29 protein-coding genes and 1 tRNA gene are annotated in these 26,589 nt (G+C 34.2%); 7 read left to right on the forward strand and 23 right to left on the reverse strand.

Going from position 1 to position 26,589, the window contains the following annotated elements; translation table 11 throughout:
• Positions 1–84 precede the first annotated feature (84 nt).
• Positions 85–161: transfer RNA gene (locus ACMAYX_RS12485), tRNA-Ile, on the forward strand.
• Between the two features lie 392 nt (positions 162–553).
• On the opposite strand, the gene ACMAYX_RS12490 is transcribed toward ACMAYX_RS12485, so the two are convergent.
• From ACMAYX_RS12490 to ACMAYX_RS12505, 4 genes are all read right to left on the reverse strand, one after another.
• Positions 554–829, reverse strand: a complete 276-nt coding sequence (locus ACMAYX_RS12490) for a DUF4242 domain-containing protein (protein WP_392990588.1) — start codon at positions 827–829, stop codon at positions 554–556.
• A gap of 462 nt (positions 830–1,291) precedes the next feature.
• Positions 1,292–1,657, reverse strand: a complete 366-nt coding sequence (locus ACMAYX_RS12495) for a cupin domain-containing protein (RefSeq protein WP_412470000.1) — start codon at positions 1,655–1,657, stop codon at positions 1,292–1,294.
• Between the two features lie 40 nt (positions 1,658–1,697).
• A complete protein-coding gene (locus ACMAYX_RS12500) occupies positions 1,698–2,396 on the reverse strand; it encodes a type II CAAX prenyl endopeptidase Rce1 family protein (RefSeq protein ID WP_412472017.1) in 699 nt (232 codons plus the stop codon).
• 160 nt (positions 2,397–2,556) lie between these two features.
• The gene (locus ACMAYX_RS12505) at positions 2,557–2,841 is read right to left on the reverse strand and encodes a hypothetical protein (protein ID WP_412472018.1); all 285 of its coding nucleotides are present in this window, start codon (positions 2,839–2,841) and stop codon (positions 2,557–2,559) included.
• A 151-nt stretch (positions 2,842–2,992) separates the two neighbouring features.
• Here ACMAYX_RS12505 and ACMAYX_RS12510 point away from each other — a divergent pair, with 151 nt between their 5' ends.
• Complete coding sequence (locus tag ACMAYX_RS12510; RefSeq protein ID WP_412470003.1) at positions 2,993–4,609, forward strand: GMC oxidoreductase; 1,617 nt, start codon at positions 2,993–2,995, stop codon at positions 4,607–4,609.
• Positions 4,610–4,634: 25 nt separating this feature from the next.
• Here the strand turns inward: ACMAYX_RS12510 and ACMAYX_RS12515 are convergent, their stop codons facing one another.
• Positions 4,635–6,179 (reverse strand): carbon-nitrogen hydrolase family protein, encoded by a 1,545-nt coding sequence (locus tag ACMAYX_RS12515; RefSeq protein WP_392990580.1) that lies wholly within the window; start codon positions 6,177–6,179, stop codon positions 4,635–4,637.
• 124 nt (positions 6,180–6,303) lie between these two features.
• Here ACMAYX_RS12515 and ACMAYX_RS12520 point away from each other — a divergent pair, with 124 nt between their 5' ends.
• The gene (locus ACMAYX_RS12520) at positions 6,304–6,906 is read left to right on the forward strand and encodes a radical SAM protein (RefSeq protein WP_103218781.1); all 603 of its coding nucleotides are present in this window, start codon (positions 6,304–6,306) and stop codon (positions 6,904–6,906) included.
• Here ACMAYX_RS12520 and ACMAYX_RS12525 read toward each other — a convergent pair.
• Both ACMAYX_RS12525 and ACMAYX_RS12530 read right to left on the reverse strand, forming a co-directional pair.
• Entirely contained in the window at positions 6,903–8,093 is a 1,191-nt protein-coding gene (locus ACMAYX_RS12525) for a nucleotide sugar dehydrogenase (RefSeq protein ID WP_412470004.1), read from the reverse strand. The genes ACMAYX_RS12520 and ACMAYX_RS12525 overlap by 4 nt on opposite strands.
• Positions 8,094–8,097: 4 nt before the next feature.
• The gene (locus ACMAYX_RS12530; protein ID WP_412470005.1) at positions 8,098–9,651 is read right to left on the reverse strand and encodes a tail fiber domain-containing protein; all 1,554 of its coding nucleotides are present in this window, start codon (positions 9,649–9,651) and stop codon (positions 8,098–8,100) included.
• Between the two features lie 117 nt (positions 9,652–9,768).
• Here ACMAYX_RS12530 and ACMAYX_RS12535 point away from each other — a divergent pair, with 117 nt between their 5' ends.
• The 4 genes from ACMAYX_RS12535 to ACMAYX_RS12550 are packed head-to-tail and all read left to right on the forward strand — an operon-like array spanning position 9,769 to position 12,850.
• Positions 9,769–10,728 carry an NAD-dependent epimerase/dehydratase family protein gene (locus ACMAYX_RS12535; RefSeq protein ID WP_412470006.1) on the forward strand — a complete coding sequence of 320 codons (960 nt, stop codon included), beginning with the start codon at positions 9,769–9,771 and terminating at the stop codon, positions 10,726–10,728.
• Positions 10,718–11,290 carry a polysaccharide deacetylase family protein gene (locus ACMAYX_RS12540; protein ID WP_412463058.1) on the forward strand — a complete coding sequence of 191 codons (573 nt, stop codon included), beginning with the start codon at positions 10,718–10,720 and terminating at the stop codon, positions 11,288–11,290. The genes ACMAYX_RS12535 and ACMAYX_RS12540 overlap by 11 nt, the downstream gene beginning before the upstream one ends.
• On the forward strand, positions 11,280–12,191 hold the full coding sequence (locus tag ACMAYX_RS12545; protein ID WP_412470007.1) for a radical SAM protein: 912 nt from the start codon (positions 11,280–11,282) through the stop codon (positions 12,189–12,191). The genes ACMAYX_RS12540 and ACMAYX_RS12545 overlap by 11 nt, the downstream gene beginning before the upstream one ends.
• Positions 12,188–12,850 carry a PIG-L deacetylase family protein gene (locus ACMAYX_RS12550; RefSeq protein ID WP_412472019.1) on the forward strand — a complete coding sequence of 221 codons (663 nt, stop codon included), beginning with the start codon at positions 12,188–12,190 and terminating at the stop codon, positions 12,848–12,850. The genes ACMAYX_RS12545 and ACMAYX_RS12550 overlap by 4 nt, the downstream gene beginning before the upstream one ends.
• Here ACMAYX_RS12550 and ACMAYX_RS12555 read toward each other — a convergent pair.
• The 16 genes from ACMAYX_RS12555 to ACMAYX_RS12630 form a co-directional block, all read right to left on the reverse strand.
• Positions 12,843–13,916, reverse strand: a complete 1,074-nt coding sequence (locus ACMAYX_RS12555) for a DegT/DnrJ/EryC1/StrS family aminotransferase (protein WP_412472020.1) — start codon at positions 13,914–13,916, stop codon at positions 12,843–12,845. The genes ACMAYX_RS12550 and ACMAYX_RS12555 overlap by 8 nt on opposite strands.
• Positions 13,916–14,593 carry a hypothetical protein gene (locus tag ACMAYX_RS12560; protein ID WP_412472021.1) on the reverse strand — a complete coding sequence of 226 codons (678 nt, stop codon included), beginning with the start codon at positions 14,591–14,593 and terminating at the stop codon, positions 13,916–13,918. Before ACMAYX_RS12560 ends, ACMAYX_RS12555 begins: the two co-directional genes overlap by 1 nt.
• Positions 14,594–15,433, reverse strand: a complete 840-nt coding sequence (locus tag ACMAYX_RS12565) for a hypothetical protein (RefSeq protein ID WP_412463062.1) — start codon at positions 15,431–15,433, stop codon at positions 14,594–14,596. It abuts the gene before it with no gap.
• A 5-nt stretch (positions 15,434–15,438) separates the two neighbouring features.
• Positions 15,439–16,533: a hypothetical protein gene (locus ACMAYX_RS12570; protein WP_103218772.1), complete on the reverse strand. Its 1,095-nt coding sequence runs from the start codon at positions 16,531–16,533 to the stop codon at positions 15,439–15,441.
• Positions 16,530–17,435, reverse strand: a complete 906-nt coding sequence (locus ACMAYX_RS12575) for a radical SAM protein (RefSeq protein ID WP_412472022.1) — start codon at positions 17,433–17,435, stop codon at positions 16,530–16,532. Before ACMAYX_RS12575 ends, ACMAYX_RS12570 begins: the two co-directional genes overlap by 4 nt.
• Positions 17,435–18,364: a radical SAM protein gene (locus ACMAYX_RS12580; RefSeq protein WP_392990557.1), complete on the reverse strand. Its 930-nt coding sequence runs from the start codon at positions 18,362–18,364 to the stop codon at positions 17,435–17,437. Before ACMAYX_RS12580 ends, ACMAYX_RS12575 begins: the two co-directional genes overlap by 1 nt.
• Positions 18,354–19,292 carry a radical SAM protein gene (locus ACMAYX_RS12585; protein WP_412463064.1) on the reverse strand — a complete coding sequence of 313 codons (939 nt, stop codon included), beginning with the start codon at positions 19,290–19,292 and terminating at the stop codon, positions 18,354–18,356. Before ACMAYX_RS12585 ends, ACMAYX_RS12580 begins: the two co-directional genes overlap by 11 nt.
• Entirely contained in the window at positions 19,292–20,233 is a 942-nt protein-coding gene (locus tag ACMAYX_RS12590; RefSeq protein WP_412470010.1) for a radical SAM protein, read from the reverse strand. The genes ACMAYX_RS12585 and ACMAYX_RS12590 overlap by 1 nt, the downstream gene beginning before the upstream one ends.
• Before the next feature lie 7 nt (positions 20,234–20,240).
• Positions 20,241–21,272: a radical SAM protein gene (locus tag ACMAYX_RS12595; protein WP_392990551.1), complete on the reverse strand. Its 1,032-nt coding sequence runs from the start codon at positions 21,270–21,272 to the stop codon at positions 20,241–20,243.
• Positions 21,262–22,182 carry a hypothetical protein gene (locus ACMAYX_RS12600; protein ID WP_412472023.1) on the reverse strand — a complete coding sequence of 307 codons (921 nt, stop codon included), beginning with the start codon at positions 22,180–22,182 and terminating at the stop codon, positions 21,262–21,264. Before ACMAYX_RS12600 ends, ACMAYX_RS12595 begins: the two co-directional genes overlap by 11 nt.
• Before the next feature lies 1 nt (position 22,183).
• Complete coding sequence (locus ACMAYX_RS12605) at positions 22,184–22,873, reverse strand: hypothetical protein (protein ID WP_103218765.1); 690 nt, start codon at positions 22,871–22,873, stop codon at positions 22,184–22,186.
• 97 nt (positions 22,874–22,970) lie between these two features.
• On the reverse strand, positions 22,971–23,579 hold the full coding sequence (locus ACMAYX_RS12610) for a hypothetical protein (protein ID WP_103218764.1): 609 nt from the start codon (positions 23,577–23,579) through the stop codon (positions 22,971–22,973).
• A gap of 18 nt (positions 23,580–23,597) precedes the next feature.
• Positions 23,598–24,161, reverse strand: a complete 564-nt coding sequence (locus tag ACMAYX_RS12615; RefSeq protein ID WP_103218763.1) for a hypothetical protein — start codon at positions 24,159–24,161, stop codon at positions 23,598–23,600.
• Positions 24,151–25,371, reverse strand: a complete 1,221-nt coding sequence (locus ACMAYX_RS12620; RefSeq protein ID WP_103218762.1) for a radical SAM protein — start codon at positions 25,369–25,371, stop codon at positions 24,151–24,153. Before ACMAYX_RS12620 ends, ACMAYX_RS12615 begins: the two co-directional genes overlap by 11 nt.
• Positions 25,371–25,586 (reverse strand): hypothetical protein, encoded by a 216-nt coding sequence (locus ACMAYX_RS12625; protein ID WP_103218761.1) that lies wholly within the window; start codon positions 25,584–25,586, stop codon positions 25,371–25,373. Before ACMAYX_RS12625 ends, ACMAYX_RS12620 begins: the two co-directional genes overlap by 1 nt.
• Positions 25,576–26,580 carry a radical SAM protein gene (locus tag ACMAYX_RS12630; RefSeq protein ID WP_103218760.1) on the reverse strand — a complete coding sequence of 335 codons (1,005 nt, stop codon included), beginning with the start codon at positions 26,578–26,580 and terminating at the stop codon, positions 25,576–25,578. The genes ACMAYX_RS12625 and ACMAYX_RS12630 overlap by 11 nt, the downstream gene beginning before the upstream one ends.
• Positions 26,581–26,589: the final 9 nt, after the last annotated feature.

Genomic DNA, 26,589 nt, shown 5'->3' on the forward strand with positions numbered 1-26,589 from the left:
CACATCGCACCACTGCCACATAGCAAAATTTTGTAGCCAGATTACCAAAACTTGGATAAATTTAAGTTTCAAAATTCCAATTGAGGGCCATTAGCTCAGTTGGTTAGAGCCCCCGGCTCATAACCGGGTGGTCGCAAGTTCAAGTCTTGCATGGCCCACCAAATATAAAAACCACCCTTGCGGTGGTTTTTTTATTTTCCACCAGCGGTACGCGCCACCTTTTGAAGATTACAACGACTTACAAATTTAAAATGACTTTTTTAGCTTCTATTAATGGATTATTTAACATTTTATAAATATCGCTAATACAGCATGACATCAAACGTAAGAACAAACTTATACTCCAATCAAATTTTGGGAAAAACAAAAATAATTAACTGCTAAAGAATTGAAATACTCAAAAGGTGGCGCGTACTGATCAGGGAAGGGCGAGAGAGCATCCCTCTCACACCACGAAACCAATTCTAAAAATGAAGCCGAACAAATTCGAGTCTGCATGACTTAACAACAAAAAAGCCTTCTATAGAGAAGGCCCTTATTTTTAAAAATAAATTTAAGACTCAGCTGTGGTGGGATCAATAATAGTTCCAACCTTAGCAATACTAGTAATAGGAAAATCACCCTTATGTGCGTGTTCCCTAATAAGATCTTCATTAGGAGCAATGTACTCACAATAGATCTTATCATTTGTTACATAGCTTTGTACCCACTGAATACTTGGTCCCATTTCCTCTAAAACATCACAAGATTTCTGAGAGAGACCTTGTAGATCCTTTTGCGATAATTTACCAGCACCAGCAAGCTCCCTTTCAATGATGTATTTTGGCATGATAACTCCTTAGTTTAGATTATGTACGATGACTCTACACCTAAAGTGTTAACCAACTATTAAAATTAATAGTAGAAAGTATAATAGTGTTCAATCCATTTAGATCAACAACACTGAGGAAAAGTTATTTTGAAAAAATACTAATTATTCTCAATTCTGATTTTTTATTGAAATTATTCACCCAAATTTCCCCTCTTCCATACATAAGCCCCGTTGACTTACAGAAAAAGGAATCTTGATCTTGTTTTAGAATTATTCTTTTAATTTTTTTATTAATAATAGAATCGTAATTTTGTATAAATTCACTTTTGCTTTTCACAACTTTTTTCTCAGAAAGCCTCAGAGGATAGTTAATCATACTGGCAAGTTCTGTTTTTTTATCTTCTTTAATATGGCCAACTAACTTGTTGTGAAATTTTTAAATAATTTTATAACTCTCTCCACGAATTAGTCTATCTTTAGTTAATGGTGTGAATCTTCAGGTACCCAATAGGGTGCTGTAATTATCAAATAAATAAATTCGTCATTACCATCATTTATAAAGGCATGCTTTTCATTCGGTTTCGTATAGACCAAACTTCCGGCCTTAATATGATTCTCGACTCCATTAATAATTGCCCTTCCTGTACCGCTAATTACAAAGTATGACTCTTCTCTTTCTTTATGATAATGCTCGTCTGACTTTGTACCTGCAGGAAGTTTTACAATTGCAACTGTATGGTGCTCGCTTGCACCTGTTGAGTCATGCCTTCCAACAAGTACGCTGAACATATCTCCACCTGGAAAAGTTTTAAAATTAACATCTTTTACTGAGTCGATAATTTTCATCAAATCTCCAATAATTTATAAGGTGGCGCGTATCTTTTTCTTAAACTTTTAGAATCGTATCTAAGACGATATCTGATACTTGATGTGATGACCAAGATGAAACTAAATTAGATGTTCTGATATAAACATAGCTAAAAAAACAAGACCCTAAGAACACAAGACATTTAAACTCAAATGGATATTGAGTATGTGTACTAACCATAATCAATGATGGAATGACTATCGCAATCCATTTATTGCGGAATAATGCTAGAGTAACACCAACAAGTAGGGCCCTATAACTTATTTCTTCATAATAATTAGAGAAAATATTCCCAAGAATACTTTGAGAGTTAATTAGAAATTGAAAATCATATCCGCGGATTAACCAATAAATAATAAAAAGCACAGATAAAACAAGAGCACTTACGATACCATATAAGAGGGCCGCCTTTATATTAACTAAATACTTTGGGAGTCTTATTACGCCTAATTTGTAAGCAATAAAAATCATAATATATGAGCAAATCGCGCTAAATATTGATCCATAAATAAGTAAGTGACTAAAAAAAAGCTTTGGTTTTAAAACTCCGTTTTTAATATAACCATAGAAAAGATTCATTAAAATATCTTTCCCATAGTACCAACTTACATAATAAATAGTTATGGCCATGATAAATACGGCCACTCTTTTTAAAAGTTCGCAATCTTCATAGTATAATTTTTCATTTAAATTAGAATTCATAACCTCTACTTTCATTTATTCTCATATAATCGTCTATTTCATAGGTGCATATATCATTTTCAATATAATGACAGAATTAATAGAATTGAGGTCATAATTGGAATCATTACAGAATACTGTCTGAAAAACATACAAGTCTAACTAAACTATACCGTACGCGCCATAAAAACGATGATTAGCTACAAGTAGGATCAATATCCACGTCGCAAATTCCGCACATCTCTTTCTTATCAGCATACTGTGTGTTTTCACAGTAGCCAGCATAGTCACCGTGGTCTAAGTGATCTTGAACTGCGTTTTTGTTGATTGTGATTTCCTTGGCCTTATCTGGATTTCCTGGAGGCACGTGACAGATAATAATCTTGTTATCTTGCTTTGGGCATCTAAGAAGTGGTCTTCCTTTGGCGAAGATAGAAGACGTTGCCATGGCCAATACTAAGAATGTGATTGTTGCTTTCATAATTCCTCCAAAATCTCCTTTATTATAACATCAAATAAGGAAGCTCCTGCTTTTGTTAAACCATTAAAAATACGAGAATTTTCAAGATTACTTTAATCAATAATTAATATTCAAACACTCAACATATTGAAATCCTTATGTATAATTATGAGTGATCGAAAGTTTTGAGGGATATATGCCAAATACAACAATCAGAGAAAGTTACGACTATATTATTATTGGATCAGGTTTCGGCGGTTCGGTTTCAGCACTAAGACTTGCTGAAAAAGGATATAGTGTCTTAGTCGTTGAAAAAGGGAAAGACTTCTCTGATACAACGAAGTTTCCAAAAACTAATTGGAATCTTCCAAGGTGGATGTGGCTTCCTCAGTTGAAGTTCTTTGGTATCCAGCAATTGACCTTCTTTAAGCATATTTCAGTTCTAAGTGGCGTTGGTGTCGGTGGCGGATCTCTTGTCTACGCAAATACACTTCCAAAGCCTAAGTCACAATTCTTTAATCACGGCCCTTGGAAAGATTTAAATAATTGGGAAGAAGAGCTCTCTCCATATTACGATCTTGCTTGGAAAATGCTTGGTGCAGAAAAGACAAGACACTATGGTGATGCAGATCACACAATGCTCGAACTTGCTAAAAATATTGGACGAGAAGATTACTTTGATTCAACAAAGGTCTCTGTCTATTTTGGAGAAGAAGGTAAAGAAGGTGTAGAAGTAGCAGATCCATACTTTAATGGGAAAGGCCCAAGCCGCTCTGGCTGTATCTCATGCGGTGCCTGCATGACAGGTTGTCGTCATAATGCAAAGAATACTCTTGATAAGAATTACCTCTATCTTGCACGACAACTTGGAGTTGATATTCTTGCTGAAAATAAAGCAGTAAAAGTTTCACCTCTCGATGGTGCTAATGGAAAGACAGGTTACGAAGTTACTTTAAAAGAATCGACAAGGTACTTTGGAAAAAAAAGAAACCTGAAGGCCAATGGGGTTATCTTTAGTGCAGGTGTTCTAGGAACTATTAACTTACTACTTGATTTAAAAAAGACAACGCTTCCAAAATTATCACCAGCTCTCGGTGATACTATCAGAACAAATAATGAAGCGCTTATTCTCAATACGACCTATAGGAAAGATATTGATATGACCAAGGGAGTTGCTATTGGTTCAATTATCGACATTGATGAGCACTCTCATCTTGAGCCAACTCGTTACGGCAAAGGATCGGGATTCTGGCGTGTGCTTATGGTTCCAATGATTTCAGAGCCTAATTTCTTTTTAAGAATGATTAAGCTTGCGATAGAGCCATTAAGAGATCCTATTAAGTGGTTTAAAGTTTTAACAGTAAAAGATTTCGCAAAACAAACAAATATCCATCTATTTATGCAGCACCTTGATAGTACTCTAAAATTCACAAAGGGTATTTTTGGAATGAAGTCAGTTCTCTCAAAAGGAGAGGCCCCTACTGCGTTTATTAAAACAGCACATCAAATGGCCAAAGAGTACTGTAAAATCATTGATGGAAAGCCAATGGTTATGTTTACTGAAACCTTAACAGGGATTCCTTCGACGGCACATATTCTGGGAGGAGCATGTATGGGAGAAAGTGAAAAAGAAGGTGTTATCGACAAAGACAATAAAGTATTCAATTACGAAAATATGTATGTCTTTGACGGATCAATGATCTCAGCGAATCCTGGAGTTAATCCTTCATTATCGATTACTGCAATTACTGAATATGGAATGAGTAAAATACCAGCTAAGAGCAATTAAGATACTGGTGGCCACTTAAGGCCACCTACTTCCCATGCCAGACGACAGAATATAAATCATGTCTGCGATCTTTTAAATTTTTCACAGCTCCATTTTGTCTTGCTTCTAAAAGTGTATCAATTCTTAAGTCTGCAATTGCGACCATCTCAACATTTGGCGTTGTATCTGCAGCAATTCCATCTTTTGCAAAAGGAAAGTCACATGGAGTTAGAATACAACTTTGAGCGTATTGGATATCGACATTGTTTACACGAGGAAGGTTTCCAACATTTCCGGCCATGGCCACATAGATTTGATTTTCAATGGCACGGGCCTGACAACAAAACTTCACACGACAATAGGCTTGTCGGTTATCAGTTAAGAATGGAACAAAGAGAATGTTTATCCCTTGATTGGCGAGGTGTCTTGTGAGCTCTGGAAACTCACTATCGTAACAGATTAAAACACCAATCGGGCCACAGTCAGTATCAATAACCTTAACCTCATCTCCCCCTTCAATATTCCACCAATATTGTTCATCTGGCGTTGGGTGGATTTTTGCTTGTTCGTGAATCTGTCCATCACGAAGGCAAATATAGCTAATATTATGGACACGATCCCCAACTTTTGTTGGATGAGAACCAGCGATAATATTGACGTTATACTTTACAGCGAGGCGCTGAAAGAGCGCTTTTACATCTTCTGTGTAAGCAGTCATATGCTCAATTGCAACATTGGCCTCAACTTCTTCATTTTTGATTGAAAGTAGCTGCATCGTAAACAATTCTGGAAATAGAACGAAGTCAGCACGATAGTCTGCCGTTACATCAACATAGTATTCAACAAGATCTTCAAACTCCTTGAAGCTAGAAATACCTCGTTGTTGATACTGAACACTAACGACTCGAACTGAGTTTTGCTGAACAGGGCGATCTTTCTTACTCTCTTGCGCTTGATATTCAGGGTTCTCCCAAATCAAGTGAACTCCATATCCCATCGACTCTTTATCAGTAGGAAGATATTTTTCAAGAACACCTAAAACTTCAAAACCATTTCGAAGTTGGAAGCCAAGAGTTGTATCTCTAATTTTTTTCTCTTTTACTTTTTCAATATAATCTTCAACACTTTCAACTTGTTTGATACGTCGATGTAAACTTGGAATACGACCGACAAATACGATACCTTTTAATCGCTCATACTTAACAAGTCTTTTTCTAGCATTATATAATCTTTGACCTATTCGATGACCACGAATTGATGGGTCGACACAAGTTTCATAACCATAGAGATAATCACCATCTTCGTCATGAGTCGAGCCATATCCCCTTCCTGTAATACTGGCCCATGTGTGTTTTTTAAATACTGTTTTTTCAGGAAGTAGTATACTTGCCGAGTAGCCAACAATTTTACCATTTAGTGTAGCAACAAAGTTTCCTTCTGGATAATTTGTAATCTGACCGCGAATCATTCCCTTTGTATAATCATCAGGAAACCCAGTATAAGAACGGGCCACTAAATCATGAATTCCATCAATATCTTTTAAATTAGAAAGCCTTACTTCAAGCTTCACATCTTTTGCTTTTATCGTCATTTCATCATCCTTGATAAATCTATTTTATCAATAAAATCGCTGCTTTCAAGGCTCACTTAAGTATTTAAAATCTTTAGAGAAAATAAAGCTTTTTTACAATTTTGGACCATGTTACAATTAACATATGACAGCAAAGCGTGATGAATTCACTATCATTACTACATTCAACTGCAATTGGGATTGTACTTACTGCATAATTGATACTCATGAGCGCAATAAAAAGAATCCAATTAGCAAGGAGATGCTGCTCGACAAAGTTTACTCTGTTACAGAAGGTGCACAAGTAAGCTTAAGCGGGGGTGAGCCAGGCCTTATCGATCCCAAAACAATGGAAAAGGTTTTTGATCATTTAGTAAAACTGAATTGTACTATTGATGTTTTTACAAATGGTCTTTTTATCAAAAGATACGGTGATAAGTATTTAAAACATATTGATGAAGTCCTTTATCACTGTGTTGAGTATCTAGATCACGAAATCGAATTTCCTGACTTAGATGAAGAACAAGTCACCTACGTAATTATTGTAACAAATGATAATCATCATCAAGTTGATGACTTCCTTGATCGCTACCCTCATATTTCATTCAAACTGGCCTGTAACTCGAAACATGGCCAAACCCTGAACCGTGGTGATGCCTTTAAGCTATTTATGAGAAATAAGCATAGAATTAGCGAAGATAGTTTTGAAACTCTCTTCCGCTATCACTGTGATTGTAACCTTATCTAATAATAGACCTTGATCGAACTACTTAACTCGTCTCTTAGAACTTGAGCAAAGTCTAAAATAGCACCGCTTTGATTAACAAGATTTAACCAATCATTCGCAGTCATTTCGACAAATTCATTATGAGCAACGAGTGTTAGAACAAAATCAAAGCCGCTGTTTTTATCTTTTTTATGATCACGATAAGGATCATAAGCTTCGACAACTCGATCACTTATATTCTTAAGTTCTTCATAGACTTGCATCGCTCTAGAGTCTCTAAAGTCATTACAATTCTTTTTATACGTAAGACCTAGTACGAGAATTTTATCATTATTCTTAGTTAAGGAAATAACCCTACTTACAATAGACTCAACCATAGAATCATTTATACGGCGTGAGTGAAGTATTATAGAATCTGAAGAGTTATCTAGGAACTTAGAAAGGTAGTGCGGATCAACACTAATACAGTGTCCACCGACAAGGCCCTTATTAACATTTGGGAAATTCCACTTTGTTCGTGCAAGCCTTAGGGCCTCATTGAAATCGATACCTTTGCTTATTGCACCAAGATAGAATTCATTCATCATGGCGATATTGATATCTCTAGACGTATTTTCTAGAAGCTTAGCAAATTCACTTGCAATGATGTCATAGCTTCTCTCAACTTGCTTAAATATCTTATTATAAATTCCAACAAGTTCTTCAAGCTTCTCACTAGACTCACAGGCTACAACCTTAACAATGTCTTCAAACGCTACAGTATTATCACTGGGACTAATTCTTTCAGGAGAAAAAGCAAAGTTCACATCATCCCTACCAAGATACTCTTTAAGCGCGTTTGTAGTACCAGGTACGACAGTTGATTCGATAACTATCGTATCTCCAGGGTTCAGGTAATCTCTAAGCCCCTCTATGGCCTTAATAACAAGATCCTGGTTTGGTTGTTGATTAGAGTCTATAGGAGTAGGAACCGTAATTAGATAGAAATCAACGGCCTTTAAAGCAGATACATCAGAGCTGAAATTACAGCCACATTCAAGAATGTCATTTTTAGAGAACTGATTAGACGGATCGACACCTTCCTTTAGAAGGTTGATCTTTTCTTCATCAATATCATATGCAATTGTTTCAAAGAATTGTGGGAATCTAACAGCTAAGTTGATTCCCACATATCCGACACCGATAATGGCGATTTTTGTCTTATTCATTTTTTTATTCTAAAGGTGCTATAGGAATAGAGCAAACCTCTTCATACTTATGTGCATCTTCACCATTACAAAGAGCATTCATTAGTAGATTTACTCTAAACTTGAGTTCATCGTTTTCACGCTTAAGCTCTTTAATGGCGGCAGTGTTTACTGCTGGCATTTTTGTATATTGTACATTCAGTAAACCAGTTTCAGGATCTCTCTCAACAACTTCAGGAAATACCTTTTCTAAATCTTGTGCGATATAACCAATATCTTTTCTTCCAGTATCCTTCCACACAAATGAAACACCTTTTACTCTTTCAAGTTTATCTAGTACCCCATCTAATACTGCTACATCATCTTTAACACTTTCGTCTGAAAGGAAGTTAATGTACGAACCGTCATATAAATTAATAACTCTAGTAGTGGTAATTGTCGAACTTGGATCACCTATATTCAAATTACCATATAAATTCAAATGCGCTACTTCTTGTGATTTACCAATTGTCACACTTGGTCCATATGGATTTAAATGTAAGCCTCCAGTTGATGTACCATTTGACACCTGAATCTCATTTTCATCAAAGGCCATAAAAGTTGAACCTGCTCCCATAACTTTAAGAGGCGCATTCGCAGGTGCTGTTGTTCCATTACTAATCTCTGAAGATCCTGCACCACCACCAACTTGGACACGGCCAAATGGGTTTAATTCAAGTGGACCACCATTCGTTTGTATAGAACTATCATCAACAGATAAGTATCGACTTGCACTTCCTAGTTTTACTCGTAAAGGAGCATTGGCGGCACCAGCATCACCAATTGCAGCAGAATCACTACTACCAATAGTTACAGCATTAGTAATTGAAGTATCTGGCGTAGTTTTAAGAGTTGTTAGCTTAACGTCTTTACAACCACCATCGACTCCATCAATTGTTCCACCTAGATTTCGACAAGCACTATCAAGGAACTCATCCGCTGTACTATAACAAGACTGTATTTGTCCTGCAGCATTTACAACGACCATCATGCTGATTCGCTTTGTAATATCGATACTACCAACAGAACTCTTCTTAATAACATCATCACTTGTTCCAACTGTTCCCTTTCTAAATGTGATGAGTAGTTGTGCTTCTAACTTTGTAAAAGGGACTGCTCCAACTGTATAATTTTGAAGAGAACCATAAGTACCTGTCTTAGGATCAAAGTATCTTCTTACCTGCATTGAATTAACGTTTACAGTATCTGGACCTGCACCTAATTCCTTACCTATTGTATAGATATTATCGTCATTTGCATCTTTAATCGCTGGTACATTTTGAGTAGTTGAATAATTAGGAGCATTACCGATATCTATTCCTTGTAACGTATTCTTACAGGCATCTCCATTAGATAAAATCCCCGTAATTCTTTGTGTTTCTTGCTGAACATTAAAGACTTGAGATGCACGCTTAGAAGTTCTGTTAATATTACTCATCATATTAACAACCGCAAGCGATAGTACACCGATAAGACCGGCCGCAACCATTACTTCAGCGAGAGTAAAACCAAATTGATTTGAGTTATTTTTCTTCTTCATTGAGACACCCCAGAAACATGCAATATGCTATAATTATAAGTGTAATTAAAATTTGATGCATTATTATTAACTAAATAATTTTACCAATAGATAAAATTACTGCAAGTGGCTGAATTTATGACCAGACGTAAAATGATAGTAAGTGGTGGCCTTGGCTTCCTTGGTAGCGAAATCGCCAAGAATTTCTTTCAAGAATTCGACATCACGATAATCGACAATTTATCGACAAACGTCCTTACAATAGACGATTTAGCACGTATATGTGGTGAAATCTCGTACAAAAATATGGACTTGGCCAATATGTCTGAAGAGGATAAAATCTGGCTTAATACTGAACTAAAAGACACCACAATTTTTTGTCACTTTGCTGCCGCTGTAGGAGTAAAAAAAATTGATCAATCACCTAGAGATGCAATCATTAATGAGAACAAGATAAATCACGATCTACTACCACTTTTGGCCAAATTCAAAACAAGGTTGATCTTTGCATCAAGTTCTGAGGTTTACGGTAACCAAGAGGATTGTAAAGAAGAGCAAAATCTACAAATAGGCTCTCCCGATACACTTAGATGGGGATATGCCTGCAACAAGCTTATGACAGAGTTCTTAATCAAGAGTCACGAAATTCCACATATTATTTTAAGACTATTTAATGTAACAGGACCAGGACAATCACCTGAGTATGGCATGGTTATTCCTAAAATGGTTAGGGATGCTAAAAGAGATGGAAGAATACAAATATTTGGAGACGGAAAACAAACGAGGGCGTTTTGCCACGTTAAGGACCTTATCAGCGCAATGAAATATCTTATCAACGAAGATCGATTTGATAATCAGACAATTAATATTGGAAATGATAAAAATCGAGTCACGATCGAAGAATTAGCAACTCAAATCAAGTTAACATTAGATAAAAGTATAAAAATAGAAAAGATACCTTTTAACCATGAGTATAGTAAGAATTCAAAAGATATTTTGAAGAGATCTCCAAATATTGAAAAACTAAAAAGCTTCTATACTCCTAAAGTTACACTTCAAGAAATAATTAAAGACATAGTGCAAGGTTATGATGAATAAATTGGATAAACCTATATTAATGATTCATGAAGTATATGAATGGATGCTTAATTTGGATCTTTCAGAATATATCATTACATTTGATGATGGTCTTTATTCTCAGTACAAATACTTAGAGCATTTCTTAAAATTTGACACACCAAAAATCTTTTTTATTTCTACAAATATAATTTCTCCAGAAGACGAAATTCAAAATAAAGAGACAATTCCATGTGCAAGGGCACATGAGCTTTTCTTTAAGAATAAAGTAACAAATAATTATATGAAATGGAGCCAAATTAAAGAAATAGCAAATACAGCAAATTGCTATATAGGTGGCCACTCTCATAAACATAAAGATCTAAGAAAAAATATAAGTTTAAAAGAACTACATAGTCACTTAAAAAATGATACCGACACGATGATAAGTGAATTCGAGAAGAAAGGAATTCAAATCAAAGACTTTTGTTTTCCATATAATTACGAAGCGCCATTATATAAAGAAGTCTTAAAACAAAAAGGTATTACTAATATATATGGGAGCGGACGAATCGCAATTGAGGAACTCAAAAATGCAATATAACAATCAAGACATTATTGCTATTGGAGAAGGATCCCCTCTAAACATAAATTGGGAGATGGTATCTCATTGTCAATTTGACTGTAGTTATTGCTATTACAGACCTTTTACAAGTGACACTAATTATACAACATTAAGTAAAATCGTTTTAAAGAAACTCAAGGCAATAGAAGAAGACTTCATCATTAATTTAATTGGTGGTGAACCCACTCTACACCCAAATTTCCTAGAAATAATTGAAGAATTAATTAAGATTGAAAAATTAAGAGAAATTAGAATAGTTACAAATTTTGTAAAACCTGAGAATTTTTGGTCTAAAATACCTAAGAATAACAAAATCAAAATCACTGCAAGTTTTCACCCTGAATACCCAAACAAAGATTTTGTAAAAAAAGCGGATATTCTATCTGGCCAGTATAAAATTGATATTGCCTTTCTATTCACTAATAAAATAGATGAGTATAATCAATATAAGAATATATTTGATGATTTATACCGACTAGCTTCAAATAAAAAATTAACTTTAAATTGCATAAGACTACACAATGAGACACAACAACAAGTTTCATATGAAGCATATCAAGAAGTAATCGAATCCTTTATAAAAGAATGTGAAGCTAAAATAACTCTACTAGAAAATAAAGAAACAACCTTAATAAAATTAAAAAACTCGATTCACCACCTTTCTAAATCAGATTTTTTAAATCATGGTTATAATAGGCTTAAAGGTTGGAGGTGTGACATTAGGGCATTTATCATTCATTATGATGCTCAAGTATCCTATGCTTGTAAAAACACGAAAAAACACATTCTAACTTGTGACTTTAAAACGACAGCAATCACATGCCCTTTTGAAGTCTGCCAGTGTGATGATTATTGGAGTTTTGAAAAGGTAGCGCCATGAAAAACAAAGTATTAGTAGTAGTTGCCCATGCAGATGATGAAGTACTAGGTTGTGGAGCAACAATTAATAAACATATTAATTGTGGTGATGAAGTATTCATACTAGTCCTAACGGACAGTACTTCTGCACAAGGGAAAGATGTAGAAAACCGTCATCAAGAATTCCTAAAGGCCATGAATATCCTAGGAGTAGAAAAATTTAAAAAGTTAGATTTTAAAGACAATCGCCTAGATGGCCATGAGCTCATCGACATAATACAGAAGATAGAATCTGTTAAAAAAGAATTTTGTCCCAATATTGTCTACACACACTCATCTAATGATTTGAATATTGATCATCAAATCACCAATAAAGCAGTATTAACTGCTTTTAGAGCACTACCAGAGAATTTAACCACCCATATTTTTTCTTTTGATATACCTTCAAGTATTGAATTTCAATCTTCGCAATATCAACAAACAAGAAAAAACTATTTCAATTCAATAGATAGTGAGGACTTGAAAATAAAGATTAAGGCCATGTGCGCTTACGAAAGTGAATTGCATGCCTTCCCTCATCCTCGTTCGATTGAAAATTTAGAAGTTCTCGCAAAAACAGAAGGCACAAAGTGCGGGAAATTATTAGCTGAGTCCTTCTACATCGAGCGTATTATTAATTAGAATAAAATTTAGCTATAAGCTCCACGATGTAACTTATTTCATTATCTTCGAGAGTTTCGTAAAAAGGTAAGCTTAAAGATGTAGAGTAATAGCTTTCAGCACCTGAAAACACTAACTCATCTTTTTTCCAATATGAATGTAAATGAAGAGGTTTAAAGTGAATAGATGTTTGGACTCCATTATCAGCCAAATGAATTTGAAGCTCTTTTCTATTTTTAGCATGTATGACAAAAAGAGAGGAAATAATATTTTCACTATGATCTAAACAAGAGATTTGTGGAATATCCTTAAGAAGATTCTGATATCGAGCAACTCTTGATTGTCGACGTTTTATTTTTTCATCAAGAGCATATATCTGATCTTTCAAAATAACTGCACTAAGATCAGTCATATTTGCTTTTCGGCCAAGACATTCAATATCATATTCTATCGGAGAAATACGCTTAATTCCATGCAAGCGAACCTTACGTAAATCTTCTAATTTACTTTCATCAGATAGAACAAAACCACCTCCATCAGGCGATGATAGTATTTTATTAGGATAAAAACTAAAGAATGCTGCATCAACAAAATGATCGAAACAATCTTTATAAATAAGTTGAGCTAAATCTTCAATAATATCAAATCCATAGCTTTGTTTTAATTCTTTAAGCTTCTCTCTGTCATAAAGATGCCCGCCAATTGATACGGGAATAACACAATCAACTTTATGAGAATTTAATATCAATTTTAGAGACGCTATATCAATCATTCCTGTTTTTACATCTACATCACAGAAAATAACCTTATGCCCTAATCTTCGAGGTACTTCTGCAGTAGCTGCGAATGTATTCACTGGAACAACGATATTGACCTTTGAATCAGGATAAAATGTATCTATTAAAATTTCAAAGGCTGAAGTAGCGCTACTTGTACAAGTAAAATTGGGAAAATTAAATGTTTCAGCTAATATATTCTCAACCTCGCTAACTTCACGTCCACCAGTCCAGTGACCTGATTCAATCACCCTTTTAATTTCCATTGGTAATGAGCTACTAGAATATGGACGAAAAAGAGGTATTTTCATTATTTATATAAAATTTTCTCTTGGGCTTCATACACAGGGTACTCTCGCGACAAGATATCCTTTAAGTCGTAGAATGGATTGAGATTTTTTTCAAAATAAAATATTGTATTTATATTATAATCGCAGATATACATAAAAATTGGTCGACGTTTTTGAATTTCAACATATTTTAGATCGACAATTTTAATTTCACCGCTGTCTAAATGCTTATACACTTTAGAATAGAGTTGATTATAGAAAGGGAAAAGCACATTTCGATCACTTCCCCATAAATTTCTTGTTAAGGTTACAACTGTTTCACAATCGCTTTTTTTAAGATCATCCATCTTGAACCAACCATCTTCTTCGCGATAATATTCAAAAACAAGAAAACTCACAGATTCTTCTAGAAGCGTAGGTAGAATTGTTTTTTTATTCATTACTTTACGATATTTATTCAAGAGATCATCAAAAGTAAAATTCAGTTTACGATCGATATCTGGAGCATCAGTAACAAGATACTTAAGCGCCGGCTTAAAAACATATTTACGATTACCTACAGGTATAAAATAAAAGCTTTTACTCTTACCAAATCCTGTACCGACTGGTACATCGATATCAAATTCCTCTTTTAGCTTTTTTTGAGCTGCATAAAGAAATTCAATCTTTTTTTCTCGCATGATATGTTCAATATCCATCTAGACTTCCTTCATCCTTTTGAAGTAGGCAATACGCTCTCTAACTTTATCATACTTTGAGCTAGGATAAAGATGCTCATGCCAAAAGTAGATATTCTTCAATTTTTCTTTAGGGAAAGTAGAAATAGATGCATATCCTTCACCTACTTGATAATACTGAATTGGAAAAACATCTAGTCGGCCTTCATTATAAGCCTTCTCTATTACATATTCTTCCAAGAAGTACTTCTCTACATTTTGACAATTTTTTTGCCAACGCTCATCACCATTAGTTTCATAAAGCTTCATAAGTTCTTCAAAGAAAAATTTATAAAATTCACTTTCGCGGCGAGAAATGATAAATCCAGTATCGAGAGGATTATCCCAATCTTCTCCGATAAAACGCTGGTCTTTCTTAGAAATATCATCATACTGCCCTACAACAATCTTATTTTCATTGTAAACGACATCAAATAAATTTGGATCAATTGGTTTAATTAAATTCATATCGAGATCAATATGAATTAGAATATCTTCCTCTAATTCCTGTTCAAGAAGCATTCCACAAAAAGGAACATTCACAAAACCTGATTCAAAATACTTTGTTTCTTCGTGATACTTTTCTATATAGGTAACATCTAGTTCCTTGAATTTCTCTTTAGTCTTTTGCGAAACAGTATTGTGAGTTGGGCAATAAGTATATATTGGAATATCCTTCAATTCACCAGCGTTAGTTCGCCAATTCTCAAAACAAAGAATCGCCTCATCTTCATAATGTCTTTGATTTTCAAAAGTAATCCCCTTCTCATCGTTAGTGCTTTGGCCATTACTTTCAATCATTGTTATAAGTGCAATCTTCATATGTACTACTTTGTATAATCGATATATTCATCGTCTCTATTTATATCCAGGGTAGAGCAATGTATCCCACCACCAAATATTTCACAATTCTCTAATCTAACAGGATGAGGTTTAAAACCATGCTTATCTAAAAGTTCAATGACATTTACAGCACTTTCACTTACTAAAACATTTTCTTCATCAACACTTACTATATTGATATCCATCCCACGTGTACTTGCAAGTTGAATATCGATATCCGTTTTACCGGATTCAATAACTGGCTCTGCCTTATAGTCATCAGGAAATAAACAATCCCAATTTTTAAATTTATCAGGCAAGAAATCTTTTATATTTCGATACTTAGGATTTACTAAAAATGTACCAGGCTTAAGGCAAACGAGAACACCATCAATATGATTATCCGCTACATTAACAATATGGAAATCACTCTCGGGAAAAAATGACTTCACCCATTCAAGTCCTAGATAGTGATTATAAGAATTAACATTCACAATGACATCTTTCCCAATACGTAGAAATTGTGCTCCATCAATGGCCATTGTATATTTAGAACGATCAAAATTTTCATAATCTCTTACTGAATCCCAAGGACTTAAATCCATAGTTTCTTCAATTAACTTATTGTGTGGTGAGCGAATCCATTTTCCACCGCGTCCCCCATCAAATAATCCGTTGTACACATTATACAAAAGGGTATTTTCAAAAAATCTATTTCTTACATAAGTTGGAGTTTCAATAATATAGTCACGATATACCAAAGATACATCACGTACATTACTGGCACTTGAAAGCTCTGTTTTATAATCAGGCGTTTTAATTGTTACGACCTGCCCCAATCGCTCAGGACGATATACTTCAATACCAAGTCTTTCAAAAGTGTTTGCCAAATCATCGAGCTGTTTGTTTCGTTTTAATAGAAGATCATGATTCACATAGTATTCTTGACCAGCATGTTCTAGCCTATCATATACTGCATGTGTTAAATTTTCTCCGTAGAAGTGCTGGAAAGTAAAATCAGCGATACGCTTACTAATCTCAAGTTCTCGTCCAACTATTATAGAGTTTAACTTACCAAATGAGGTATTACTTTTAATCACGAAATATCCTTAATACTTTCTAAATCATCATATTCAAAATCATTCATATAAAAATCACAATTAAGTTTACACTGCGTGGTATTTCCTAGAGCTTGATAGCAGTTACAAAATTCTTTTGAAAATTTTATAAAATCAGAAAAAAACTCAAAAGTACTCTCATATGAATAGATATTTACTGGCTTTACTTCTGTACTTGCATAAATAAAAGAAACGCACGGATAACAACTTCCATCAGAGTTGATATAAATTCTTTTAAACCAGGGCACAACAGGCTTTGAATACTTCTTATCATAAAGAAAATCCATATTCCCTTTAACACTTCTCTTTCTTGGAGGCTTAATTTTTCTCGTAACTAATGTAGTATCTCTAAATAATAAATCCAGGCTAAATTTTTTATTTATTAATTCCGCAGTTTCAATTGCATATTCTTCGTTAAGTTCATGCCTAGAAAAAATTGGTTCAATATTTAAAAAGTTTTTTGTTTGTTCAATATTACTTAAAACTTTAGTAAAACTACTTCCACAACGTGTTAGTTCATGTATCTCTTGTCTTGGTCCATCAATGGCAACCTGAAAGACCATGTTTTTATATTTTTTTAGTTTATCCACATCGAGACTGAGTAGGTTTTCCCCATTAGTTGCAATAAGGATATCTTGTGAGAAATTTTCCCCCAATGAAATGAGGATATTATTAATATCACTATGCTCTAATGGTTCACCATCATTACCACAGACAAAAACTTCTTTAGGGTTAAATTTTTTGATTATAGGCAGGACTTTTGAAAAATCGAGCTCTCTTCTATTTTTATGACCAGGATTAAGGCTTGGACAACCCTGGCACTGTAAATTACAGCTGTTATTTAAACTAAGTTCTATGAATTCAACAAACTTATTATATTGCATTATAGAATCTCAAGCTCCCACATATCCATTAGTCGCTTGCAGTTCTTTTCACAAATTTGACAACATTCATATTCGAAATTTTGAATTTTTTTATAATCAAGATCCCACTTTTCTAAGCGACTTTCTTCAAGCCATACATAACATGGAAAGACTGTACCATGCTGATCAATATGAATACTTTTATTGTGAAATGAGCGACAATCGATATCATAATCTTTACTACCACTAACTTTCTCGCCCCATTTCTTCTTGGCCGAGTTTATAATGACATCATACTTTCTCTTAAGTTCAGGCGTAATAAGCATTTTATCGAGATTAAAAGGGTTCTTATATACCTCTGTTTCTCGGCGATACAATGTTTGCGTCAAATTGATATTACTAAACTCATTTAAAAGTTCATCCATACTTCCATTTTCAAGATCTTCAGCATTGTAATCGAATAAGATATGTTGGATATAATCAATTCCATAGGGATTTGTTTCACGAAAGGCCTTCGCATTGGCCCTAATATTAGCAAGACTAGTATTAACTCGATAGATTTCGTGAAGCTCTTGTGTTGAACCACAAACTGTAAAGTAGACACTATCATCAGGACCTAATATCGTACCTAACTCGGCCCACCATTCAGGATTGTGCGTGTCACCATTTGTACATATTTCGATAGCGATATCTCTTTTTCTTAAATAACGACAAAGATCAAAAATAGAGCGATATAATGTTGGTTCAGAGAAAGCACCTACCAAATGTACATACTTTGCATTTGGAAACTGATCTAATTGATTAGTAATCTCATTCAAGTGTCTCTCATTATATTTAACTTCAATATGCTTATAGTTACGAGCACACAAAGGACACTTTGCATTACAAGTACCTGTGAGATCAATTTCAATTCTCTCACTACGAATAAGGGCATCATTACTAGCAGACAAAGTCTAACTCCATTACATCAATTAATTTTTGAATTCTTCTTTCACATTTAAAACAGTCTTTAAATTTAAAGCTTAATACTTCACCATAATCAAATACTTCTCCAGAAAAATGTCCTGGTCCCTCATATTCAGCATGGCCATAACAAGGTGATATTTGTCCAAATTGATCAATATAAATTTTACGATCTCTAAGACTCATGCATTTTATTTCAATATCCTCACTCTCACCTGGTGATGGTTTTATATTAAATAAAGCATCAATCGCTCTTTTTCTTTCATCTTCAGGACGTATTAAATCCTTATCAAAGGATTTTACATACTCATTAAATGTTCGCTGTCCTTCAGTGTCGACATTAAAAGTTTTACTAAAGCGGGCAATTATGTTCTTCATCGCCTCGCTTTCATAATCTTCACGATTATATTTGAACATAATATGCTGTATATGATCGATCCCTTCTTTATTTGTCGAAATAAATCCTTGATGATTATCCAAGATATCTTGAAGTTTACTACCTACACGATATTTTTCGTGTAGCTCTTGTGTTGAGCCACAAATAGTAAAATAAATGCGATCATTTGATGATAGTATCTCTCCTAGTTCGGCCCACCATTTAGGATTATGAGTACTACCATTTGTAAATAGTTCGATAGCAACACCACGTTCGACTAAGTATCGACAAATATCTTTAACTTCAGGATGAAGTGTTGGCTCAGATATATTTCCGGCCATGTAAAAAACTTCAAGATTAGTGAAGGTATCTAATTGTTCTTTTATTTGCTCATAGCTTCGTACATTACGTTTTAATAAATGACCCGCATGTGCGTAGTTTCTTGTACACAGAGGACAGCGTAGATTACAAGTACCCGTTAGATCCATTTCAAGCTCTAAGATTTCACTACGATGTAATGTCGTCTGTTTACAGCTCATTACCCCATCCTCTCTAAACCTATATCTTCTAGCATTTTTGTCGTCATGGCTTCACACTCATAGCAGAAGTCATATTTAAATTGATTAATTTTTGAATAATCTAAATTAAATTTCTCACCAACATTATAGATACGATAGAGAAAGCATGGAAAGATTTCACCCCATTGATCAATGGCCACAAATTTCTCTTCAAGACTTTTACAACGCATCTGACATTTAATTTCACCAGATTTATTTCGTTCGTAACGTCTCTTAGCATGACGAGAAATTAGGTTATAACTTTTTGCCAAATCTGCAGTTAATGCAATGTCATTTTTTTCATCTTTAATGAAACCAAATCTTTCATTGTATGGAAGAGTATTAATATTATACTCACGACTAAAGCGAGAGCGAATCTCTTTCATCGCATCACTTTCAAAATCTTTAGCATTATATTCAAACATGATATGCTGTAGATAATCGATATCGTACTTACATCCTTCTTTAAAAGCTGCATGATTGTCTAACACTTGTTGAAGATTAGAACGAACACGATATTTTTCATGTAGTTCTTGAGTTGATCCACAAATTGTAAAGAATACGTGATCTCTAGGACTCATCATCGAACCAAGCTTTCGCCACCAATCTGTCGTATGTAGAGAAGCATTCGAATAAAGCTCGACTTCAATTTCACGACCAATTAAATATTCCATTATCGTGAAGAATTCTTTATGGAGTGTTGGCTCAGAAATCATTCCGGCCATACAGCACATCTTAATATTTGGGTATTCATCAAGTTGAGCAATAATCTCACTTGCTGGTCTTTCATTATATTTAACTAAATGCTTAGCATTTGAATAACTTCGTGAACAAAGTGGACAGTCGAGATTACATGTTCCTGTCAACTCGAGTTCTATTTCAAGAATATCTTCTTTTGCTAATGAATTTGGTAATTTTTCCATAACTTACCTACTTATAGTCACACTCTGGATAATGGCCACGACGATAATGTTGTACATCATCAATTTTATCACCATCAACAGGATAGACCTTTTGTACATTTGAAATTTTCTTTTCTACGCCATCACATACAAAGAAGTACATACAATTAAAACACTCCTTACCTTTTGTGTACGTGTGCTTTCTCTTTTGAGCGGCAACTTCGAAATATTCTTTTGTATCGAGAACCTTCTCTTCAATTTTCTCCACATCGTAAGCATAAATATTCCAGTCATTACGATCATAAATATGCTGATAAACACCAACGACATATTTCTCATACCCCTGCATAAAACAAAATGGGATATAGCGGACATTAATTTGAATACTATTGTTGAGACTATCAATGGCCTTTTTAATATATTTACTTAGATGTTCATAACTTTGTGACTCAAGTCGATCAGCATCTTCCCAATAATTAAGAGGAAGGAAGTTTAATTGATAAGGCATGATCTTATTGATTAATTCGACATATTCATTGAGTAGTTCTGCATTCTTATCAGTTACAGTACAGTTTATACGAACCCTAATGCCTATTTCTTGGCAATTTGAAATGGCCTTTAGCATTTTTCGAAAGGCACCCTTTCTTCCAACAATTGAATCATGATTTTCTTCATTAACTCCGTGAAGACTAAAAAGTAATTCCGTTAACCCATGTTCTTGCGATTTTTTACAGAATTCTAAGTTTGCAAACTTCGCACCATTAGTAAGTGCTGAAATATTTGTAAAACCTACTTCCTTGCAATAGTCGAGAATAGCAAACCAATCACGGTGGACTGAACTTTCTCCACCACTAAGATCAATTTCTCGCATTCCACAGTTATAGATCTTTTGTGCTCTTTTTTTAATAGTTTCTAATGGAGTCACTTTATCGAGATCATCAAGATAATAGCAAAAGTAACATTCATAATTACAGAATGTTCCCGTATCGAGCTTCGCTCTTTTATTGAATTTATCATTTATTAGCTTCAATCCTGAGTGGCTAAAAATATTATAATCCAATATGTGCTCCCAAGATTTCTAGTATGGGATCTCCCTCTTTTAAGAATATCGATTCAAAGTCATTGTCGATATCCCACTTTCTCCAGTAGAGGCCTTTATCTTCATCCCAGTAGTCTATATTATAATACACAACCTCTTTTTCAAAAAATTTACATTCTGCAATCATGCGAGGACTGCAATCAAACTTACGTGGGACGGGCGTATAGATATATCTATCAAACTTTTCAAATAAGTCTGGAATTGGCATTTCCGGGAAGTCAAAACGCTCAGAAAGGCCTTCTAAACGTCCTTCAGGTCGATTTTCCCTATTAGTTAAGCATATGAAATCACCATCAAATTGCTCAAGGAGCTCCAAGTACATCTGATCCGGAATATTTCGACAATTTTTTGTGCCATACAACAAGTTACAACGATTTGATTTTGTAGGCTTTTTAAGACGATCAAAATTGATACGTTTTTTGTAATCAATAGCATTCTTACAATCACGATAAATACGGGCATCTTGTAAGATATAAACATTATCTTTATCGTTATCTTGAAGTTCTTTATCACCACAGGCGAAGTGAAATATCTTCTGTGCAAGAATATGTTTTCCCATAAGTGATTTAGCACCACCATCAGTAAAGAGAATATTATTAGCGTGTACTAAATTAGGACGATTAACAAATATTGTATCTTTTTCAAGTTGCAACAGCTCTTCATTTGAAATGATGTATTTACCAACAACAGAATCTCTAAATGTAGGCCAATCAATATCTTCACAAAGAAGAATTCCAACTCGCATATAATCTTTCAAAAAAAGATAGTAATCAATAACCTCGTATGTATGTCCACATAGGCCATGATTATTTGCACTCCAGCTATATGTTAACCAGAGATCATAATTTTCTTTATCTAATCTAAGAATCATATTAATCCAAAAAGTCTTGAATTAACTTATCTTCATCCGTTAAGTGATAAGCTTCAAATCCATTTAATAAGATATCATTATATCGCATATTTACGGAGTCTTGAATAACACTCTTAAAGATTTCGACCTTCTTCTTATAATAAAGGCTTTCGGGAACAAGACGATTATTTGTATCAACTTTACCAGATTGGTAATACAACATTGTATCAAATTTCTCGTGTAAATTTTCGTGATGCTTATTAGCGATTTTATAAATTAGTTTTCGATCCCTGTAGAGCTCAGGTATCACAACATTCGTATAGTCTAGAGATGGCGTATTAACAAAGACATAGTTATCAACTGTATTAAGATCTTTATAATTTCCAAACGAGAATTTTAAAAGTTCTTGCTCATCAAAATTTTGATATTCATAGAATCCGTAATACTTGACCTTTTTCATCCCATAACGTCGCATTTCATGGCCTTCATTTGAAAAAACCACCAGGTCACATGGAATTGTTTCTCCAAGAAGTTTAAGCGTATGAATATCAAGAATCATACAACGCTTAGGCTTTAATTTAAAAATATCATAAACACTATTAGTAACGAGAAAGTCAGAAATATATTCATCCGGAAAATGGTATCTTTCTTTGAAAACACTAATCCAGTTGATTCTTTCTTCTTGGGTGCAGTTATAGAGGACAAATTTCACATCACTGCTTCGAGCTCTTGAGAATAAGAAATACTCGAAGCAGTAAAATAATGTTCCATTTACTTTACGGTGATCTTTTTGCGAATAGAGAATAATTCTAGAAGAATGTTGAATAATAATCCTCTAAGAACTTATTTGTAAGCTCGTCGATTTTATCAGTACACTCTTCTTCGTTAACGATTTTTCTAAAGTGATCAAATTTCTTATTAAGAGCACTGATTCTTTCAATCTGATCGCGCATATTCAGGTAATCTTCTAATTTTTGAATAAGTTCTTCATTACCTGTTTCTAAGATTTCTAAATATTTTGACTCGCGGTTTTCAGCAGTAATAAAGTAGCCCTTATCGCAAAGCTCATTATTTAAACACATATAGCTATAAAAAGTATAACCACTTACAGAAGCAAGATCCTGCGTTACGACCATACGGGCCTTTTTAATTGCGGACTCTCTTGCAAAATTATAATCGTTAGCATCACCTTCGATAATTTTGATTTCATGAGGCATTACTTCATTAAATTCAATTGGCTTTGCAATTCTTACTTCATAGCCTTCTTCTAAGGCCCTTTTGATAAGAGAAGCAGATACTGCTGAAAGATTTAATAACTTCTCATGTCTTTCAATAGGATCAAGGGTATGAGGATAAACATTCGTTACATACCAGTGTGATCCACGATCCTCTACAGAAGCTACATCATATAACATCATAATTAATTCCTTTTAAATCTAATAGTGACATCCACAATTATTGTGACATGAACATACAGCATTACAATTACAATCAGAGTTACAAATACAATCTGCTCTAATTGTATTATAGTAATTCAATAATTCTTGTACATGTGATCTAACAACTTTTTGTCCATACTTATTCCATGTTCTCGCTCCCGATGAACCACCAGCAGTAGGATCATCCGCGGTACGAGGTCTATTATCGGCCGGAGAAACACCTGTTGGTGCTGGCGTATAACTTACAGTTGAATCATTATTAGGAGAAAGGTCATTAATCTCGTTATTCATTGATGCTGATGCGGCATTTGTAATTCTAACACCAACACCAAGTGACGCCGAAGGAGTTCCTGGATTATAAAAAGGGTGTACACGATATCGTGCTAACTCCGCAGCTATATTATTTCTTAAGTTAGTTATATGACTACTTAAAACTTTATTACCCGTCGCAACTCCAGTACTTAGGGTTACACCTCTATTTGACGTACAAACACCTCGGTGCCCTGAACAAGTAGCTGTTCCTGTATTGTGAAAGGTACAGTGTCCACCACTACATGCCATTTGTGACCTCCTTTTCAATATACTCTTCTGTAGTCATTACACCAACAGAGTATATATGCTTCTGTACAGCTCGATCAATCTCACCAAAAGTTTTAAAGAAACCACATAATTCGTTAACCCAATTATCAGTCCATTTTTCAAAGAAGTCTGTTTTTTCACTCTTCTCGTGACTTGCCACAGGACAAATCATACAAGTAGTTGCAACACAATCCTGACAATCTTTGTGAATCTTCTTAAGTGGTTCTTCAAATTTTTGCGTATATGCACTTATTTTTTCAACAAATGCATCATCATTGATATCGCTATAAGCTAACTCTTCTTTATGTTTTGAATAAATCGCTCCGTGACAAGCATAGAGATTTCCACGTTGATCAATAGCGGCCATATTATAACCTGCAGAACAATGCTTGCGGTTATCTTCACCACCAAACCAAGAACATAGGTAGCGACCATTTTCTTTATAGAACTCGATTTCTCTTTTTGCAATTTTTAAAAACTCTGCCCTAAAAACCTTGATGGCATCTTTTTTCTCATCAAGAGAAAATTTTGTAATATAGTCAATCGTTGGAGAATAACTAATATTAATATCTTTTGATACCTTCCAAAGAAGCTTTTGAATGTCATGATAATCTTCCCAACATGAATAAAGATTCTCCATACTATCAATAGGAAGAGTTGCCTTCATACTTACATTAATCCCAAGATTAGCAAGCTCATAAAGGTTATTAATAACATGATTACTCGAAGGCTTTTTATTCTTCATTAAACGATAGCTGTCATTAACGGCACGGCCATCATAGGAAACCTGTACATGAAGTTTGCTTGTATCTACATTTTCAATAATCTTTCTCATATTGTGAATATTGAAAGCATTAGTATAAAGGTGAAAGTCAACATTATCGTGGTCACGATAATTGTTCATCAACTCAATAATGAAATTAGGGTTAAGAGTTGGCTCTCCACCCCAAAGAGATATGTTTAAACCATCATATTTTTCTTGGAACCAATTTTTATCCGCAAGGATACTATCAATTCTTTTAAAGATAACAGGAAGCTCATTATCAAGACGAGCCTTATCGACTTTTTCACCTTCGAAACAATAAGTACAATTTAAGTCACAAAGTGCCGACGTTGTAATTTCTAAAGTAAAGAAATTCTTTGCATATCTTTTTTTAGCTTTTGCTGGATTTTCAAAATTATAAGCGACCATTATTCTATCTCCACGTTAAGGATTTCATCTAGAATTCCGTCCAACTTTTCATCTGATACTTTCTCAACTTCTGGCTTTATCATTGAAAGAATTTCATCTGCTTCGAGCATTAGCCTTTCACCATATTCTGGTGAAATTGGCATCAAATGTTTACCCGCTTCAAATAAATGTTCAGCCGCCAAAAACATACTGCGATTTAGAGCTTTAAGATTCATACACTTCTCTTTTCAAGATTCTAGTAAAATATTCATTAGACCTAATTTCAGAAATCATGCGTTGTATTTCCTTATAAAAATGGCGATACATTATGCAAATATTTTCAATAGGTCCTTCGTTCTTAATGTTCTCATATAAACAACCTTTTCTACAGAATTTTTTTACACTACAGCTCTCACAAGCGGCCATATTCTTATATTCTGGGATTTTTAAATAAAGGTCGTCATCTTTGAAGCGATTACAGGCAATTAGCTTATCTTCTGAAAAAGATAAATGAGTGTCTCCTGCTCCGCAATAATCAATCGTTATATCTTTGGCCGTATAGCGAAGAATGTGTCTTAAGTAAGTGAGAATTATTTGTGGCATCTCGACATCATCAACATTTTCAATATACCAATCAACAAGCTCACTAAATCCTTTGTTTACATCATTTGCACTCTCATAGGTCCAAACATCAACATCTCTAATGAGAGTAAGATCAGGATTTAGATTTAAAACTTTTTTGATAAAGAGATGATTCTCAAGAAGATTACTATTTCCTGCATAAATCATGGTGTGACAGCTTAAATCATTAAGTTGTTTAATAAGCGGAAGCTTCTTTTCATATAAGTAACTTGTTGCGCGATTATCATGCTGTTTACGATTGATATCTTGCCATAGTCCATCATATGAAAGAGAAACTCGAATGTTATTTTCATTTAAAAAATCGACTTTCTCTTGATCTAATAGCAGACCGTTCGTTGGCATATAGAATTGAATATTATCTTCATTTTTTAATTCTTCAGTTACTCGAACAATCTTATCCCAATGAAGAAGAGGTTCGCCACCGTAGAAATCAACCTGAATTAACTCATCAGGATTTTCAGCGCGAACCTTCTTATATGATTCAAAAAATAAATCTGTATTGATTGATTTCTTGGAAAGCTTATCAACATTGCAGTAACTACAACTTAAGTTACAAGCTTCCGAAAAAGCAATTGATAAGACTATCATAGTAGACCT

The organism is Halobacteriovorax sp. RT-2-3, from assembly GCF_047085075.1.
In the GTDB taxonomy this organism is placed as follows: Bacteria; Bdellovibrionota; Bacteriovoracia; order Bacteriovoracales; family Bacteriovoracaceae; genus Halobacteriovorax_A.